This window comes from Frigoribacterium sp. AC394, from assembly GCF_979258095.1.
In genome coordinates this window covers 633,133-650,147 of record NZ_OZ409834.1, presented here as the reverse complement: position 1 = coordinate 650,147, position 17,015 = coordinate 633,133, and the positions used below count along the sequence as shown (strand labels likewise).

Annotated in this window: 15 protein-coding genes and 1 tRNA gene; 12 read left to right on the top strand and 4 right to left on the bottom strand. The window is 72.6% G+C overall.

Features of this window, described 5'->3' with window-relative positions; genetic code table 11:
• Nucleotides 1–24 precede the first annotated feature (24 nt).
• Together ACZZY9_RS02950 and ACZZY9_RS02945 are read right to left on the bottom strand one after the other, a co-directional pair.
• Complete coding sequence (locus ACZZY9_RS02950; protein WP_463462921.1) at nt 25–2,067, bottom strand: TPM domain-containing protein; 2,043 nt, start codon at nt 2,065–2,067, stop codon at nt 25–27.
• Nucleotides 2,068–2,173: 106 nt separating this feature from the next.
• Entirely contained in the window at nt 2,174–2,581 is a 408-nt protein-coding gene (locus ACZZY9_RS02945) for a hypothetical protein (RefSeq protein WP_463462920.1), read from the bottom strand.
• A gap of 70 nt (nt 2,582–2,651) precedes the next feature.
• Between ACZZY9_RS02945 and ACZZY9_RS02940 the strand changes: the two genes are divergently transcribed.
• The 3 genes from ACZZY9_RS02940 (at nt 2,652) to ACZZY9_RS02930 (ending at nt 4,500) form a co-directional block, all read left to right on the top strand.
• Complete coding sequence (locus ACZZY9_RS02940; protein ID WP_463462919.1) at nt 2,652–3,536, top strand: EamA family transporter; 885 nt, start codon at nt 2,652–2,654, stop codon at nt 3,534–3,536.
• A 95-nt stretch (nt 3,537–3,631) separates the two neighbouring features.
• Nucleotides 3,632–3,847: a hypothetical protein gene (locus ACZZY9_RS02935; protein WP_463462918.1), complete on the top strand. Its 216-nt coding sequence runs from the start codon at nt 3,632–3,634 to the stop codon at nt 3,845–3,847.
• A gap of 86 nt (nt 3,848–3,933) precedes the next feature.
• Complete coding sequence (locus ACZZY9_RS02930) at nt 3,934–4,500, top strand: recombinase family protein (RefSeq protein WP_463462917.1); 567 nt, start codon at nt 3,934–3,936, stop codon at nt 4,498–4,500.
• A 17-nt stretch (nt 4,501–4,517) separates the two neighbouring features.
• On the opposite strand, the gene ACZZY9_RS02925 is transcribed toward ACZZY9_RS02930, so the two are convergent.
• Nucleotides 4,518–4,592 (bottom strand) — tRNA-Arg (locus ACZZY9_RS02925).
• Between the two features lie 89 nt (nt 4,593–4,681).
• Here ACZZY9_RS02925 and ACZZY9_RS02920 point away from each other — a divergent pair.
• Together ACZZY9_RS02920 and ACZZY9_RS02915 are read left to right on the top strand one after the other, a co-directional pair.
• Nucleotides 4,682–5,350 carry a pyridoxine/pyridoxamine 5'-phosphate oxidase gene (locus ACZZY9_RS02920; RefSeq protein ID WP_463462916.1) on the top strand — a complete coding sequence of 223 codons (669 nt, stop codon included), beginning with the start codon at nt 4,682–4,684 and terminating at the stop codon, nt 5,348–5,350.
• Nucleotides 5,351–5,424: 74 nt separating this feature from the next.
• Nucleotides 5,425–6,183, top strand: coding sequence for a gamma-glutamyl-gamma-aminobutyrate hydrolase family protein (locus ACZZY9_RS02915; protein ID WP_463462915.1), 759 nt, complete (start codon nt 5,425–5,427; stop codon nt 6,181–6,183).
• A 42-nt stretch (nt 6,184–6,225) separates the two neighbouring features.
• Here ACZZY9_RS02915 and ACZZY9_RS02910 read toward each other — a convergent pair whose 3' ends face one another.
• On the bottom strand, nt 6,226–6,876 hold the full coding sequence (locus ACZZY9_RS02910) for a hypothetical protein (RefSeq protein ID WP_463462914.1): 651 nt from the start codon (nt 6,874–6,876) through the stop codon (nt 6,226–6,228).
• A 164-nt stretch (nt 6,877–7,040) separates the two neighbouring features.
• Between ACZZY9_RS02910 and argS the strand changes: the two genes are divergently transcribed.
• From argS to rho, 7 genes are all read left to right on the top strand, one after another.
• Nucleotides 7,041–8,705, top strand: coding sequence for an arginine--tRNA ligase (gene argS, locus ACZZY9_RS02905; protein ID WP_463462913.1), 1,665 nt, complete (start codon nt 7,041–7,043; stop codon nt 8,703–8,705).
• Entirely contained in the window at nt 8,702–9,469 is a 768-nt protein-coding gene (locus ACZZY9_RS02900; protein ID WP_463462912.1) for an LmeA family phospholipid-binding protein, read from the top strand. The genes argS and ACZZY9_RS02900 overlap by 4 nt, the downstream gene beginning before the upstream one ends.
• A gap of 82 nt (nt 9,470–9,551) precedes the next feature.
• A complete protein-coding gene (gene lysA, locus ACZZY9_RS02895) occupies nt 9,552–10,952 on the top strand; it encodes a diaminopimelate decarboxylase (RefSeq protein WP_463462911.1) in 1,401 nt (466 codons plus the stop codon).
• 91 nt (nt 10,953–11,043) lie between these two features.
• Nucleotides 11,044–12,378 (top strand): homoserine dehydrogenase, encoded by a 1,335-nt coding sequence (locus ACZZY9_RS02890; protein WP_243215627.1) that lies wholly within the window; start codon nt 11,044–11,046, stop codon nt 12,376–12,378.
• The gene (thrC, locus tag ACZZY9_RS02885; RefSeq protein WP_463462910.1) at nt 12,378–13,571 is read left to right on the top strand and encodes a threonine synthase; all 1,194 of its coding nucleotides are present in this window, start codon (nt 12,378–12,380) and stop codon (nt 13,569–13,571) included. The genes ACZZY9_RS02890 and thrC overlap by 1 nt, the downstream gene beginning before the upstream one ends.
• Entirely contained in the window at nt 13,457–14,410 is a 954-nt protein-coding gene (thrB, locus tag ACZZY9_RS02880) for a homoserine kinase (protein ID WP_463462909.1), read from the top strand. Before thrC ends, thrB begins: the two co-directional genes overlap by 115 nt.
• A gap of 255 nt (nt 14,411–14,665) precedes the next feature.
• Nucleotides 14,666–17,014, top strand: coding sequence for a transcription termination factor Rho (rho, locus tag ACZZY9_RS02875; RefSeq protein ID WP_463462908.1), 2,349 nt, complete (start codon nt 14,666–14,668; stop codon nt 17,012–17,014).
• Nucleotide 17,015 lies beyond the last annotated feature (1 nt).

The window sequence follows — 17,015 nt, the reverse complement described above, 5'->3', positions numbered from 1 at the left end:
GTGTCTGGTCTGGAGAGATGCGGGTCAGAACCGGCCGCCGCCGGAGCGCCTACCGCCGCCGCCACCACCGCCGCCGAAGCCGCCACCGCCCCCGCCGAAGCCGCCGCTGCGGCCGCCGAAGCCGCCGCCGCCCCCGAAGCCGCGGCCCCCGCCGCCCCCGCCGCTGAAGAGCCCGCCGATGATCAGTCCGGTGACGATGCCGCCGAGATCCGCTCCGCCCGACCCGCGACCGCTGCCGAAGCCGCCGCCCCCGCCGAACGGCGATCCCTGCTGGTACGACGACACGTCGGACGCGGCCTCGCTGGAGGCCGCCTCGGCGGCCTGGTTGGCCAGGTGGGCCTCGCCCAGGGCGGCGTCGCGGTCGACGGTGGCGAGCGAGACGGCGGTGGCCAGATGCCGCTCGGCCTCCGACAGGCGCGTCCGGGCGCCGGGCCCGACGGCACCGCGGCGGGTCTCGATGAAGTCGCGGGCTGCGCTGATCCGACTGCGCCCGGACAGCAGGGCCTGATCGAGCGCTGCCTGGGCCCGACGCCGAGCGGTCTCGGCGTCGCGGACGGCCTCGAGGGCCGCGTCGACCCGGGTGTCGGCGTCGTCGAGCCGGGCGAGCACGGCGAGGGGGTCGGCGGGGTTCTCCGCGGCGAAGCGGAGGGCGGCGTCGACCGTCGTGACCGTCGCCGCGAGGTCCACCCCGCGGGGAGCGGCCGCGGGCTCGAGGGCACGGGCCGTGTCGAGATCGGTGCGGAGCTCGGCCGTCAGAGCGCCGATCCGGCTCTGAGCCGTCGCGAGCGAGTCTCCCGCGCGATCGACGGCGTCGGCGAGCTGGTCGACCTGCCCGAGCGCCTGTCGCCCGGCTCGGATCCGGGCGACGGCCTGACCGGTCTCGCCCGCCGAGAGGTGGGTGCGGGCGGCCTCGGCGCACTCGTCGACGAACTCGAGCAGACGCTCGGCCTGATCGACGTTGCCGGTGATGGTGGCCACCGCGGTGGGGGAGTAGGTGCGCGACAACGCGGCGAGCGTCTCGCGCGTCTCGACCAGCCGGGCCCGGCGCTCGTCGCGTGCCCCGGTCAACGCGGCGGCGTCGGCGGGCGCGTCGTCCTCCGCTCGTCGCATCTCGTCGAAGGCGTCGGACTGCGCGTCGAGCGCCGTGCCGGCCGACTCGCAGAGCTCGACGATGCGCAGCGTCCACTCGCGCCGTTGCTCGGGGCTGTCGGGGACGTGGTCGTCCAGTCGTTGACGGAGCTCGAAGGCCTCCCGCGCACTCGATCGGGCCGATTCGAGGGCCTCGGCGAACGGCCGGGCCGCCGGGTCGCCGAACTGGGCGGCGGCGAAGCCGACCTCCTGGGCTCCGGCGGTGATCTCGTCGTCGAGGGCGACGAGCAGGCCCGCCGCCCGACGCTCGATGTCGTCCTGCTCGGCGCGGGCCGCGGCGAAGGCGCGGCTGCGCCGGCGGCGGCGGGCGATCGCGACGGCGACGACCACGGCGATCACGACGAGGGCGAGCACCCCCAGGGTCCAGAGCAGCCACGTCGCGTCGCCGCCTCCGGACGAACCGTCGTCGCCGCCCGACCCCGACCCGTCCGTCGCGATGGCGTCGGCGAGCGAGGTCGCCGCCCCGGCCCAGTCGCCGTCGCGCAGCTCGGGCACGAGCACGTCGGTCTCGAGGGCGGACTGGTCCGCGGCGGTGATCGACGAGCCGTCGGCGACCGAGAGGTCGTACAGACGGTCGTCGATCGCCACGGAGAGCAGCACGTCGTTGACGCCCAGCTGATTCTGCTCGGCCGTCGCCCGACCCCAGGCGGCGCGGTCGGAGGGCGACGTGAACGAGTCGACGTACACGACGAAGAGGTTCGTGCCGTTCTCGGCCGCGAGCGAGTCGAGCGACTGCTCGACCCGTTGCTCGTCGGCGTCGGTCAGCACGTCGGCCTGGTCGACGACGTAGGCACCGGCGAGATCCACCGGCGCCACCGCCTGCGCGGCCGTGGCGCCGACCAGCGTCCCTCCGAGCGCCAGAGCACCCGCCAGTGCGATGCCCGTCACCATCCGACCACTCCGTGCGACGACGCCCACGACTCTCCCCTCGATGATGGGGCCGAGTCTAGTGACGGGCGCCGACACGTCGCCCGGGCGACGGCCTGGGGCGGTCACGCCGCGTCGAGGGGGCGCCGCGCCGACGTCACTCGACGAAGAGCAGCGCGACCGAGGCGGCAGCGCACACGGCGCCGACCGAGAGCAGCACGCCCCCGGCCAGACGGAACGCGTGACCGTCCTCATGCGGGGTGTCCGTCCGCACCGAGGAGGGGCGGCGCGGGTCGTAATGGACCGTCAACTCGGTCTCCACGGGCGTCTCGATGGCGTAGTCGGCGAACTGGGTCTCGTGCAGGTCGCCCCACGAGTCCATCCAGCGCGCCGTCGCGACCCGCGCGTAATCCGGAGCGGGGATGACGACGGCGACGGTCTTCTCGTACCGACGGGCCCGGCGTCTCGAGACCGCGGCGGCGATCGAGAACGGCGTCCCCGCGATGAACCCCAGCCAGCCGAACATCTCGACGACCGACGAGATCACGGGCAGGGCGTCGGACATGCCACGATCGTAGTGCCGCACCGCGGCGCAGGCCCCCGAGGCCCCCGTCCGTCCGTGAGGAACCCCCGCCGTGAGTCGATCCCCCCTCGACGTCGTCCCCGCCCCGGTCCTCGCGGTCGGGGCCATCGTCTCGGTGCAGTTCGGCGCCGCCCTCGCCCGGACCCACTTCGACGCCGTCGGCCCACTCGGCGCAGCGGCCCTCCGCCTCGCCTTCGGCGCCGTCATCCTGCTCGCCGTCTTCCGCCCCCGCGTCCGCGGCTGGGACACCCGCACGTGGCTGGGCGTCGTCCTGCTCGGTCTGGCGCTCGCCGGCATGAACTCGCTCATCTACCTCGCCATCGATGGCGTCCCGCTCGGCGTCGCCGTCACGCTCGAGTTCCTCGGCCCGCTCGTCGTGGCCCTCGTGCAGACGCGACGCTGGCTCGACGCCGGCTGGGCGGTGCTCGCCCTCGGCGGGGTCGTGGTGCTCGGCTCCGACTCGAGCGGCGCGATCCCCGCGCTGGGAATCGTTCTCGCGCTCGGCGCCGGGGCCTTCTGGGCGGGGTACATCGTCGCCAACGCGAACCTCGGGCGCCGTGCCGACTCGCTCTCCGGGCTGGCCGTCTCGATGCTGGTCGCCGCCGTCGTGGTGGTGCCGTTCGGCGCGGCCGACGCGACCGCCGCCGTGATGGCCGACCCGCGCCTCCTCGGCGTCTTCCTCGTCGTGGCCGTCGCGACGTCGGCCGTCCCCTACGCGCTCGAGATGGTCGCACTGCGGCGACTGCCCACCCGGGTCTTCGGCGTGCTGTCGAGTCTCGGGCCCGCGATGGCCGCGCTCGCCGGACTGGTCGTGCTCGGTCAGGGGCTCGGCGCCCGCGAGCTGATCGCCCTGTCGCTGGTGACGGCGGCGAGCGTCGGGGTCACCGTCACGGCGCGTCGACGGGTGGTCGTGGTGGCCGAGCCGCCACCCGCATGACGTTTTCCGGATGATCTGTACCCCACTCACGGGGTACGGGCGTACTCTCGCCTCATCGGACCAGAGTCGGTCCGAGGTGAGCGAGGAGGAACACCATGGGAGCCGTTCTCGAGAAGACGTCCCGGGCAGAGATCGTGCCCCTGGGCGACGGGTATCACCGTGTGTCCACACCCACCGCCGGCGTGATCGGCTTCGTGCACGAGTCCGAGGGCCGCTTCGAGGTCCTGCGGGGTCGGGTCCGCACGGCGACCCGTGCTGAGGGCGTCTACCGCACGCTCGACGTCGCGGTCATCGCGCTCACCTACTCCTGATCCGCACGTCGGCGGTGCCCACCGGCACCGCGTCCGAACCACGGCCCCGCCTCGGCGGGGCCGTTCGTCTCTGAGAGGGGTCCGTCATGGCGGTGATCGGCTACGCGCGCATCTCGGACGACGACCCGGCCCCCGACCGGCAGCAGGCGGTGCTCGAGGCGGCGGCGTGCGAGCGCATCTACATCGACAGGGCCACGGGGCGTCGCGAGCGCCAGCCCTATCTGGGCGACGCACTGGCCTCGCTCCGCGACGGCGACGTCTTCGTCGTCACGCGGCTCGACCGGCTGGGCGGCTCGGTGGCCGCGCTGCTCGATCTCGTGGCGGGGCTCGACGAACGCGGTGTCGCCTTCCGATCGCTCGACGACGGCATCGACGAGATCGGCCCCTGGGGCCGGTTCTTCTTCCGCACGGCGTCGGCGCTGGCCGGTCACGAGCGGTCGCTCGACGCCGAGGCGGGTCTGGCCGCGACGAGGCGCCGTCGGGAGGCGCGCGAGGCGATGTCCCGCAGCCGTCAGACACTGAGCAGTCGCCGGCTGCGGATCGCCCGGGTGCTGCTCGCAGACGACATGCCGATGCGCGACGTCGCCCGTCATCTCGACGTGCCCGAGCGCGTGCTCCGGCGCGGACTCGACGATCACGAGGCGGATCAGTAGTCGACCGTGCGGTTCTGTGGTGCCCCCAGAAGGATTCGAACCTTCGCCCCTGCCTCCGGAGGGCAGTGCTCTATCCCCTGAGCTATGGGGGCCCGGGTCGTCGTCCAGGTTAGCAGCCATTCCGTGCGCCTCCCGACGCCGCTCCCGGTCGCGCCGCATCCCCGGGGAGCACGCTGGTGCCATGAGCACCGACGAGTCCGCCCCGACCCTCCGCGACCGGCTGCGCCAGGCGAAGCCTCCTCACCCCGACGTGCCGGCCCTCGACCCCGGGGCGGCTCCGAACGACCCCCGCGAGCTCGTGGTCGAGTGGCTCGTCGACGCCGTCGAGGCCGGTGTCTCGCAGCCGCAGGCGATGACCCTCGCGACGGTCGACGCCGACGGTGCGCCGGCGTCCCGCGTGGTGCTGCTGAAGGACGTCGACAGCGCCTTCTGGTTCGCGTCGTCGTCGCTCAGCCCGAAGGGGCGGCAGATCGAGGCGGAGCCCCGCGTCGCCCTCTCGTTCTTCTGGTCCGAGCGGGGTCGGCAGATCCGGGTGGGCGGCCGCGCCGTCGCCGGGCCGCGCGAGGTGAGCGAGTCCGACTTCACCTCGCGGCACCCCGCCTCGAGGGCCGGCGCCATCGCCCTCCCGCAGAGCAGCGTGATCGACGATCCCGAGGAGGCGCGGCGCGCGCTCGACGCCGCCCGCGCGCGCATCGACGAGAACCCCGATCTCGCTCCCGACGACTGGACGGCCTACCGGGTCGAACCCGAGTCCGTCGAGTTCTGGCAGGCAACGAGTGGCCGTGATCAGGTGCGCCTGCGGTACGACCGCGACGGAGACGGCTGGACCCGCGCCTCCTTGTGGCCCTGATCCGGCCGGGGTCGTAGGCGTAACGCGGCGACACAGAGCTCGCACCCCGGCCGGGCGGTGACGACGATGGGTCCATGCCCTCCGAGCCCCTCCGCCTCGCCGTCGTCGAGGTGACCCGCCACCGCCCGTACGCTCCGCGCTACGACGCGTACGTGCAGACGATGGTGGCCCGGGCGCTCGGCGACGCGGCTCGCGGCGGGTGGGTCGCCGAGCGGCTCGCCGCCCGCGATCTCGGGACGGACGCACTCCTCCGCGAGACGTCGCGGGCCGACGCCGTCGTCGTCCTCGGCGGGGAGGACATCTCGCCCCGGTTCTACGGCGCGCAGGGCGGCTACCCCGGCGAGGGGCCGCACGACGCCGTCGCCGACGAGGCGCAGATCGCCCTCGTGCGGCGGTCCCTCGAGACGCTGACGCCGGTGCTCGGTATCTGCCGCGGCCACCAGATCGTCTCCGTCGCCCTCGGCGGCACGCTCGTCCAGCACCTGCACGACGAGAGCGGACTGCACCGCACCGGAGGAGTCCCCGCCGATCTGTCGATGACCGACCACGCCGTCGCGATCGAGTCGACGAGTCGGCTCGCGGGCGTCCTGGGCACGACCGCCGTCGTCCGCAGCTCGCATCACCAGGCGATCGGTCGACCCGGCGACGGTCTGGTCGTCGTGGCACGAGCGGCCGACGGCACCGTCGAGGCCGTCGAGCACGAGAGTGCGCCGATCACCGGCGTGCAGTGGCACCCGGAGGACCCCGGCGCCGATCGGGCCCAGCTGCCCGCCCTGCTCGCACGGCTGCGGCACGAGGCCCTGGCGACCCGCACGTCGGTCCGCGCCGCCTGAGCCGCGGCGCCCGACGCGCGGTCCGAGCCGAGGAGGCGCGGGTCAGCCGGTCGCGCCGGTCGCCTCGAGCGCCGCCACCACCTGCGCGGCCATCGGCTCGGCCGAGCCCGGCTCGACGAACGCGGTCGACTCGAGGACGACGTCGTAGGGGAGGGGGAACAGCTCCGCGCGGCCGACGCCCCGCTCGATGTCGAAGTAGCCTTCGACGCCGTAGGTCGGCACGGAGTTGCTCGAGGCGACGAGGTCGTTCGCCAGCGACGTGAGCCCGGCGTCGTCGTACTGCGCGACCCCGAGGGTGATGGTCTCGCCCGCGGCGTCCGTCCAGGCGCAGAGGGTGCCGTCGGCCGTGGCGATGCGTCCGAGCGGCGCTGCGGTGGCGCCGTCCGCCGCGTCGTCCGCGGCGTCGGGCTCGGGTGCCTCCGCGGCCGTCAGCCCGGGGAAGACGGACGACAGGGAGGCGGGGTCGACGAGACTCGCGCAGTCCAGCGCGACGGGCGTGCTCACGAGCGCCGGAGGCGTGGCGGTCGCGGTCGCCTCCGGCGCAGGGTCGCCGGACGCGGCGACGGGGGCCTCGGAGGTCGGGGCTCCCGTCGGCGGGGCCGCCGAGGTGCAGGCCGCGAGCGGCAGGGCGGCTGCTCCGACGACGGCGGTGAGGGCCAGGCCCCGCAGGAAGCGGTGTTGGGTCGACGTCATGACCACCATCCTCTCCGACGCAGGCTATGGATGCCATCGGACGCCGTGGGGCGCGGCCGGGCGACGAGGCGCGTCGTCGGATGCCGCCGGATGCCGTCATGTGCCGTCGGATGGCGGACGGCGCCCGGCTCCCCGTCCGTCGTCTGACGGTAAGATCGTCGCTCGTGACTCCCGCCGAACTGTCCTCGTCCCTCCTCGCCGTCGTCTCGGGTGTCCTCGAGCGTCGCGGCCTCGCCGACGAGGTCGAGGTGACCCCGGCCGACGTCGTGCTCGAGCGCCCGCGCAATCTCGACCACGGCGACTGGACGACCAACGTCGCCATGAAGTTCGCCAAGCGCGTCGGGACGAACCCCCGTGAGCTGGCCACCGAGATCGCCGGCGAGCTCGCCGAGGTCGACGGTGTCGCCGACGTCGACGTCGCAGGCCCGGGCTTCGTCAACATCCGTCTCGACGCCGCGGCCGCGGGCGCTCTCGCCAAGGTCATCGTCGAGCAGGGCGAGTCGTTCGGCCGGGGCGACTACTACGAGGGCGTCACCATCGACCTCGAGTTCGTGTCCGCCAACCCGACCGGCCCGATCCACCTCGGCGGGGTCCGCTGGGCGGCGGTCGGCGACAGCCTCGCCCGCGTCTTTCAGGCCCAGGGGGCGCTCGTCACCCGCGAGTACTACTTCAACGACCACGGCGGTCAGATCGACCGGTTCGCCCGCAGCCTCCTGGCCAGCGCACTCGGCGAGCCCACCCCCGAAGACGGCTACGGCGGTCTCTACATCGGCGACATCGCCGCCCGCGTCATGGCCGCCCACGACGGCGATGTCCGCGAGCTGCCGCGCGCCGAGGCCCAAGAGGTCTTCCGCTCGGTCGGCGTCGACTTCATGTTCGCCGACATCAAGAAGTCCCTGCACGACTTCGGCGTCGACTTCGACGTCTACTTCCACGAGAACTCCCTGCACGAGTCGAAGGCCGTCGAGCGGGCGGTCGCGCGCCTCCGCGAGCTCGGTCACATCTACGAGGCCGAGGGCGCCACCTGGCTGAAGACCAGCGACTTCGGCGACGACCGCGACCGCGTCGTCATCAAGACCGACGGCGAGGCGGCCTACATCGCCGGCGACCTGGCCTACTACCTCGACAAGCGCGAGCGGGGCTTCGAGCGCAACCTGATCATGCTGGGCGCCGACCACCACGGCTACGTGGGTCGCATGATGGCGATGTGCGCGGCCTTCGGCGACGAGCCGGGCGTCAACCTCGAGATCCTCATCGGGCAGATGGTCAACCTGCTCCGCGACGGCGAGCCCCTCCGCATGTCGAAGCGCAACGGCACCGTCGTCACGATGGAGGACCTCGTCGACGCCGTCGGGGTCGACGCCGGTCGCTACTCGCTCGTCCGCAGCCCGGTCAACAGCTCGATCGACATCGACCTCGATCTGCTGACGCGACGCAGCAACGACAACCCGGTCTTCTACGTCCAGTACGCGCACGCCCGCACCCGTGCGGTGGCCCGCAACGCCGAGGCCGCCGGCGTCACCCGCGAGGCCTTCGACGCGTCGCTCCTCTCGCACCCGACCGAGGCCGCCCTGCTCGGTGCGCTCGCCGAGCTGCCCCGGGTGGTCCGTCAGGCCGCCGAGCTCCGCGAGCCGCACCGCGTCGCGCGCTACGTCGAAGAGCTGGCGGGCACGTACCACCGCTGGTACGACTCGTGCCGGGTGACGCCGCTCGGCGACGAGGCGATCACCGATCTGCACCGCACCCGACTCTGGCTCAACGAGGCCGCCGGTCAGGTCATCCGCAACGGGCTCGGGCTGCTCGGCGTCTCCGCACCGGACCGCATGTGAGCGCCCCCGACGGATTCTTCACCGAGCAGCCGGTCCGACCTCGCAGGCGTCGCCGGCGGGGTCTCGCCCTCGGCGTCGCTCTGGCGCTGGTGAGCATGCTGGTCATCATCACCGTGGTGGCCGACGTGATCACCCGGGTCGTCATCGAGCAGCGCGCCGCATCCGAGATCGAGTCGACCTCCGGCATCGACGACGTCTCGGTCGACGTGCACGGCCTCTCGATCCTCTGGCAGCTCTCGCGGGGCACGCTCGACTCGGTGACCCTGTCGTCGGGCTCCGCGTCCGATCCGTTGGACTTCCGCTTCGACGTCGCCGACGTCCCCACCGATCTCGTCGGCACGACCGGGGCGATCACGGGCACGATCAGCGCGGACGCCGGCACGGTCAACGACCTGCAGGGCGTCCGCGATTCCGGAGGCGCGGTGCAGTTCGACGACGGACGCGTCACCTACACGAAGACATTCAGCGTGCCCATCGTCGGCGACGTGCCGGTCGACGTGACCGCCTCGCCCACGGTGGCCGACGGGGGTCGCGCGATCGCATTCGCGCCCATGACCGCCTCTCTGCCCGACACGTCGTTGCGACTCGATCTCAGTCGGTTCGTCGGCGACTTCGCCACGACCATCTGCGTCGCCGAGTACCTCCCGACCGACGCCTCGATCACCGGGGTGGCCGTCACGACCGATCGCGCCACCATCGATCTCTCGTCACCCGGTCTCGACCTCTCGACCCCGGTCCTCGACGACGAGGCCACCTGCTCGTGACTCGCGGGGGCACGGCGTGAGGCCGACCCCGCGGTCGCTAGGCTCAGATCAGTTCCCTCCGTCCCCGAACACCGAGGTGCCCGTGTCGTCCAATCCCCTCGCTCCCGCCTGGCTGCGCGAACCGGCCGAGCCGAACGCGCTCGACTCCTCCGTCTGGTCACGCACGGCCCGCCGCGACGACTCGGGCCAGATGGCGATCGGCGGGGTGCTCGTCGGCGAGCTCGCCGCTCGGTACGGCACCCCTCTCTACGTCGTCGACGAGGCCGATGCACGGGGCCGAGCCGCAGAGGCCGTCGAGTCGTTCGGACGTGAGTTCGGTCGCATCGGCACCACGGTGTCGGTGTACTACGCGGCGAAGGCCTTCCTGTCGGTGGAGGTCGCCCGCTGGGTCGCCGCGGCCGGCATGCGCGTCGACATCTGCACCGGCGGCGAGTTCGCCGTCGCGCGGGCCGCGGGCGTCGACCCGGCCCGCATGGGGTTCCATGGCAACAACAAGTCGCTCGGCGAGATCGACCGCACGGTCGCGGCGGGCATCGGCGTGATCGTGCTCGACAACGCCGACGAGGTCGTCCGCGTGGCCGACGCCGCCGATCGCCACGGGGTGGTGCAGGCCGTCCGGCTGCGCGTGAACTCCGGTGTGCACGCCTCGACCCACGAGTACCTCGCGACGGCGAGGGAGGATCAGAAGTTCGGTGTGCCCCTCGCCGACGCCCCCGAGGTCGTCGCCGCCGTCCGAGAGCGCGCGTCGCTGAGGTTCCTCGGTCTGCACTCGCACATCGGCTCGCAGATCTTCGGCAGCGACGGCTTCGCCGAAGCCGCGTCGCGCCTCCTCGGCGTCCACGCCGGCCTGCTGCGCGGCGGCGACGTGCCCGAGCTGAACCTCGGCGGTGGTTTCGGCATCGCCTACACGAGCGCCGACGACGCGCGCCCCCTCGCCGAGCTGGCCGCGGCCCTGGCCGACATCGTCGACCAGGAGTGCCGTCGGCTCGGCATCCCCGTCCCGGTGATGGCCGTCGAGCCGGGTCGCTCGATCATCGGGCCGTCGGGCACCACCCTGTACGAGGTCGGCACGGTCAAGGACGTCCTCGTCACCGGCGACGACGGCTCCGGTCAGGCCGTGCGGCGCTACGTCAGCGTCGACGGGGGGATGAGCGACAACGCCCGGACGGCCCTCTACGCGGCCGACTACTCCGTCGCGATCGCGAACCGCGCCTCCTCGGCCGACCCGGTGCTCGTCCGGGTGGCCGGCAAGCACTGCGAGAGCGGCGACCTCGTCGTCCTGGCCGACTACCTGCCGGGCGACGTCGCCCCGGGCGACCTGGTGGGCGTGCCCGCGACGGGCGCCTACTGCTGGAGTCTCGCGAGCAACTACAACCACGTCGGACGACCACCCGTGGTTGCCGTCGTCGACGGGGAGTCGCGGGTCATCGTCCGCGGCGAGACCGAGGCCGACCTCCTCGCCCGAGACGCCGGTCTCTCCTGAGACGCCCGTCGGGCCCCGCCGCCGACGCCACCGCACCTCCCGCACCGAACCGGGCCCGCCGATGCGGGCCCACCCATGAGAACGGAACGCCATGATCGAATACCGCAACGTGAGGGTCGCCCTGCTGGGTGCCGGCTCGGTGGGGTCCCAGGTGGCCCGGTTGCTCCTCGAGCAGGCGGACGACCTCGCCGGGCGCGCGGGTGCGGGGCTCGAGCTCGTCGGCATCGGCGTGCGCGACGTCGACGCCCGCCGCGACGTCGATCTGCCCCGGGAGCTGCTGACGACCGACATCGACTCGCTCATCCTCGGCGCCGACATCGTCGTCGAGCTGATGGGGGGCATCGAGCCGGCGCGGACCCACATCCTCAAGGCGCTCGGTTCTGGCGCCGACGTCGTGACGGGCAACAAGGCGCTGCTGGCGAGTCACGGCCCGGAGCTCTTCGAGGCGGCCGAGCAGGTCGGCGCGCAGCTGTACTACGAAGCGGCCGTCGCGGGTGCCATCCCGATCATCAGGCCCCTCCGCGACAGCCTGGCCGGCGACCGCATCGTGCGGATCATGGGCATCGTCAACGGCACGACGAACTTCATCCTCGACCGCATGGACACCGACGGCGACACGCTCGAGGCCGCTCTCGCCACGGCCACCGAGCTCGGCTACGCCGAGGCGGACCCCACCGCCGACATCGAGGGCTACGACGCGGCGCAGAAGGCCGCCATCCTCGCGAGCCTCGCATTCCACACGACGGTGCCGCTCGCGGCGGTGCATCGCGAGGGCATCACGCGCGTCACCCACGAGCAGGTCGTCGCCGCGCGCAAGGCCGGCTACGTCGTGAAGATCCTGGCGATCTGCGAGCGTCTCGTCGACACCGACGGGGTCGAGGGCGTCAGCGCGCGCGTGTATCCCGCTCTCGTGCCGCTCGGGCACCCCCTCGCCGCGGTGCACGGCGCGAAGAACGCCGTCTTCGTCGAGGCCGAGGCCGCCGGCGACCTCATGTTCTACGGTGCGGGCGCCGGCGGGGTCGAGACGGCGTCGGCCGTGCTGGGCGACCTCGTGTCGGCCGCTCGCCGCCACGTCATCGGCGGCCCGGGCGTCGCCGAGTCCACCCACGCGAACCTCCGGGTGCTGCCCATCGGCCACGTGACCACGCGTTACCAGATCACACTCGACGTGGCCGACCAGCCCGGTGTGCTGGCCGAGGTCGCCGGCGTGCTCAGTCAGCACGGGGTCAGCGTCCACAGCGTGGAGCAGACCGGGGGAGTCCGGCCGGAGGCGGCACCCGGCGACGACGACACCCCGGCCACCGCTACTCTGATCATCGGCACGCACCGTGCGCTCGAGTCCTCTCTCGCCGCGACGGTCGAGGCCTTGGAGGAATCACCGGTCGTGAACACCGTCACGAGCGTCCTGAGAGTCGAAGGAGCCTGATGGCCCACCAGTGGCAGGGTGTCCTGCGCGAATACGCCGACCGTCTCGACATCAGCGAGTCCACCCCGATCGTGACCCTGGGCGAGGGCGGCACTCCGCTCATCCCGGCCCCCGCGCTCTCGCACCGCACGGGAGCGAAGGTCTACGTCAAGTACGAGGGCATGAACCCCACGGGCTCGTTCAAAGACCGCGGCATGACCATGGCCATCTCGAAGGCGGTCGAACACGGTGCCAAGGCGGTCATCTGCGCCTCGACCGGCAACACGTCGGCGTCGGCCGCCGCCTACGCGGCGCACGCCGGCATCACGGCGGCCGTGCTGGTGCCCGAGGGCAAGATCGCCATGGGCAAGCTCAGCCAGGCCGTGGCGCACGACGGTCAGCTGCTGCAGATCCAGGGCAACTTCGACGACTGCCTCGACATCGCTCGCGACCTCGCCGAGAACTACCCCGTGCACCTGGTGAACTCGGTCAACAACGACCGCATCGAAGGCCAGAAGACCGCTGCCTTCGAGGTCGTCGACGTCCTGGGCGACGCCCCCGACTTCCACTTCATCCCCGTCGGCAACGCCGGCAACTACACCGCGTACACCCGCGGCTACCGTGAAGACCTCGAGGCCGGTCGCGCCACGCGCCTCCCGCGCATGTTCGGCTTCCAGGCCGCCGGTTCCGCGCCGATCGTCGCCGGCGAGGTCGTCAGGTCGCCCGAGACGATCGCGAGCGCGATCCGCATCGGCAACCCGGCCTCGTGGCAGCTCGCGCTCGAGGCCCGCGACCTCACGAACGGCTGGTTCGGGGCGATCACCGACGAGGCGATCCTCGCGGCGCAGAAGATCCTCAGCGCCGAGGTCGGCGTCTTCGTCGAGCCCGCCTCGGCCATCAGCGTCGCGGGTCTGCTCGAGCGTGCCGACGCCGGGGTCGTCCCCGCAGGGTCGACGGTCGTGCTCACGGTCACCGGTCACGGTCTGAAAGACCCGCAGTGGGCCCTCCGTCGGGCCGACGGGTCGACCGTCGAGCCGACGGTCGTCGCGAGCGACACGGCCCGTGTGGCCGAGGTGCTCGGGCTCGTCCCGGCCTCTGCATGCAGCCCGCCCCGGCCGAGAGGTCGGTCCTCGTCAGGGTCCCGGCGACGTCGGCCAACCTCGGCCCCGGGTTCGACACCCTCGGGCTGGCGCTGTCGCTCTACGACGAGCTGATCGTCACGACGACCGCCGGCCGCGGAGTCGACGTCAGGGTGACCGGGGTCGGCGCGGGCGAGGTCCCGACCGACGCCTCGCACCTGGTCGTCCGCGCGATCGCGGCGACCTACGCGTCCGTCGGACGCGACCTCCCGGGTCTCCGTCTCGACGCCCGCAACGTCATCCCGCATGGGCGGGGGCTCGGATCGTCCGCCGCCGCCATCGTGGCCGGCGTCATGGCGGCGAAGGGCCTCCTCGAGGGTGAGGTCGAGTTCTCGTCGTCCGATCTCCTCGCGTTGGCGGCCGAGCTCGAGGGGCATCCCGACAACGTCGCTCCCGCTCTGTTCGGCGGTCTGACGATCGCGTGGACGACGTCGACGGGGCCCGCGCACAAGCGCCTCCTGGTGCATCGAGGCGTCTCGCCGGTCGTGTTCGTGCCCGAGACGACCCTCTCGACGAAGCTCGCGCGCAGTCTGCAGCCGGCCTCGGTGCCCCACGAGGACGCCACCTTCAACGTCTCCCGGTCGGCCCTGCTCGTCGCGGCCCTCGTGCAGAGCCCCGAGCTCCTGCACGCCGCCACCGAAGACCGCCTCCATCAGAGCTACCGGGCGAGCGCCATGCCCGAGACCGACGCCCTCATCCGTCTGCTCCGCGACGCGGGTCTGGCGGCCGTGGTGTCCGGCGCCGGGCCGTCCCTCCTCGTGCTCGGGAGCGACCCGGCCCAGCGCCTGTTCGCCAGCGATCTGGTGGCCGAGCACGGCGTGTCCGAGTGGCACGCGTTGATGCTGGCCGTCGATCTCAAAGGTGCTACAGTCGTAGCGCACCCGGTAGAAAACTCAGATTTCCTGGGCATCTAGCACCGTTCGAACCTCCTCCCATCGACCTCGGGTCGATGCGAACCGATTCGGGCCGCATGGGGTTCCACGTCTTCGAGTCCCCGGGTCGCAACCATCCCGTAGTGCACATCTAGCAGTGTCCGCCTGCCGATCCGGCAGTCGTGCACCGCACCTCCGAGATCCTCTCCTGCAGCGATTCTGCGCAGGCGAGAGGCAGCGGGGTGTGAGCAGCTCTGCCCCGCCGTTCCGAGCGGGGGAGCGAAAGGAAACCATCCAGTGACCGACGTCAGCAACTCCGCGTCCACCGACCGCACCACCGAGCTCGGCGCCATGCGCCTGCCCCAGCTGCAGGCCCTCGCCTCGTCGCTCGGCATCAGCGGTCTCTCCAAGCTCCGCAAGGGCGACCTCGTGGCCGCCATCGCCGCGACCGAGGCCAGCGCCTCCACCGGCACCGTCGAGGCCCCCGCCGTCAGCGAGACCGAGATCCCCTCCGCCGCCGAGAGCGTCGACACCGTCGACCCCACGACCGAGGCGGCTCAGCCGACCCTCGACGTGGCTCCTGCCGCCGATGCTCCTGCCGCCGGGGCGCCCGCCGTCGAGGCGCCGTCGTCCGACGCCGTCGAGGCTCCGGTCGCACAGGCACCCGCCGCCAAGCGTCGCGGTTCGCGTCGCGCGTCGTCCGCCGCCGGTGCTCCCGCTCAGCGCGGGGCCGTCGACCACGTGAACGCCACCGAGACCGGCACCGAGCCGATCGTCGAGAGCACCGAGGCTCCCGTCGAGACCGCCCCCGCCGTCTCGGGCGCCGATCAGGCATCGTCCGCGACCGCAGCCGCGGCGACCACCGCCGAGTCGAGCGCGGCACCCGCCGCCGCAGCCGACGAGACCCCCGCCGAGCGCCCCTCGCGCAGCCGCCGCGGGTCACGCCGCGCGACCGACGCCAGCGTGGCCGCCGCACAGGCCCCCCAGCAGGACGACGCAGCGCAGGCTCCCGCCAGCGCCCCCGAGGCCGGCACCGGCAGGCAGGGCGTCACCGACGGCGCCGAGCAGCAGAACGGTGCCGAGCAGCAGGGCGCCGACGAGCAGGGCGGCGACCAGCAGAACGGTCAGCAGGGCGGCGGCGGGCGTCGCAGCCGCAACCGCAACCGCGGCGACCGGAAGAACGGCCAGAACGGCCAGAACGGCCAGCAGAACGCTCAGGGCGGTCAGCAGAACGGGCAGAACGGCCAGAACGGCCAGGCCGACGCCCCCCGCGTCGACGAGCAGCCCAAGCAGAACGGCGCCGACAAGAACGACGGGGCACGGGGCGACCAGCAGTCCGCCGGTGCTCAGGGCAACGGACCCCAGGGCAACGGCCAGCAGAACGACGAGGGCGGCCGTCAGGGCCGTGGCCGTCAGCGTGATCGCAAGCGCGGTCGCGGCGCCACGCAGAACGACGAGTTCGAGCCCGAGATCACCGAGGACGACGTCCTGATCCCGGTCGCGGGCATCCTCGACGTCCTCGAGAACTACGCGTTCGTCCGCACGACGGGCTACCTGCCCGGCGCCAGCGACGTCTACGTGTCGCTCGGTCAGGTCAAGAAGTACTTCCTCCGCAAGGGCGACGCGGTCGTCGGCGCCATCCGCCAGCCCCGCGAGGGCGAGCAGGGTCAGGGTCGTCAGAAGTACAACGCCATCGTGCGCATCGACTCGATCAACGGCCAGCCCGTCGAGGAGGCCGCCAAGCGCGTCGAGTTCAACAAGCTGACGCCCCTCTACCCGCAGGAGCGCCTCCGTCTCGAGACCGAGCCGCAGAAGCTGTCGACGCGCATCATCGACCTCGTCGCGCCCATCGGCAAGGGTCAGCGCGGTCTGATCGTCTCGCCGCCCAAGGCGGGCAAGACGCTCGTGCTGCAGGCGATCGCCAACTCGATCGCGAAGAACAACCCCGAGGTCCACCTCATGGTCGTGCTCGTCGACGAGCGCCCCGAAGAGGTCACCGACATGCAGCGGACGGTCAAGGGCGAGGTCATCGCGTCGACGTTCGACCGACCCGCCGAAGACCACACGACGGTCGCCGAGCTGGCCATCGAGCGTGCCAAGCGCCTCGTCGAGCTGGGTCACGACGTGGTCGTGCTCCTCGACTCGATCACGCGTCTGGGTCGGGCCTACAACCTGTCGGCCCCGGCCTCGGGCCGCGTGCTCTCGGGCGGCGTCGACTCGTCGGCCCTCTACCCGCCTAAGCGCTTCTTCGGTGCCGCTCGCAACATCGAGAACGGCGGCTCGCTCACCATCCTCGCGACCGCGCTCGTCGAGACCGGTTCCAAGATGGACGAGGTGATCTTCGAGGAGTTCAAGGGCACCGGCAACATGGAGCTCCGCCTGTCGCGTCACCTGGCCGACAAGCGCATCTTCCCGGCCGTCGACGTCAACGCGTCCGGCACCCGCCGTGAAGAGATGCTCCTCAGCCCCGACGAGGTCAAGATCACCTGGCGTCTGCGCCGCGCCCTCGCCGGTCTCGACCAGCAGAAGGCCCTCGAGATCGTGCTCGGCAACCTCCGCGAGACGCAGAGCAACGTCGAGTTCCTCGTGCAGGTGCAGAAGTCCGTCCCGGCGAACGGCCACGACAACGGCCACAAGGAGCACTAAC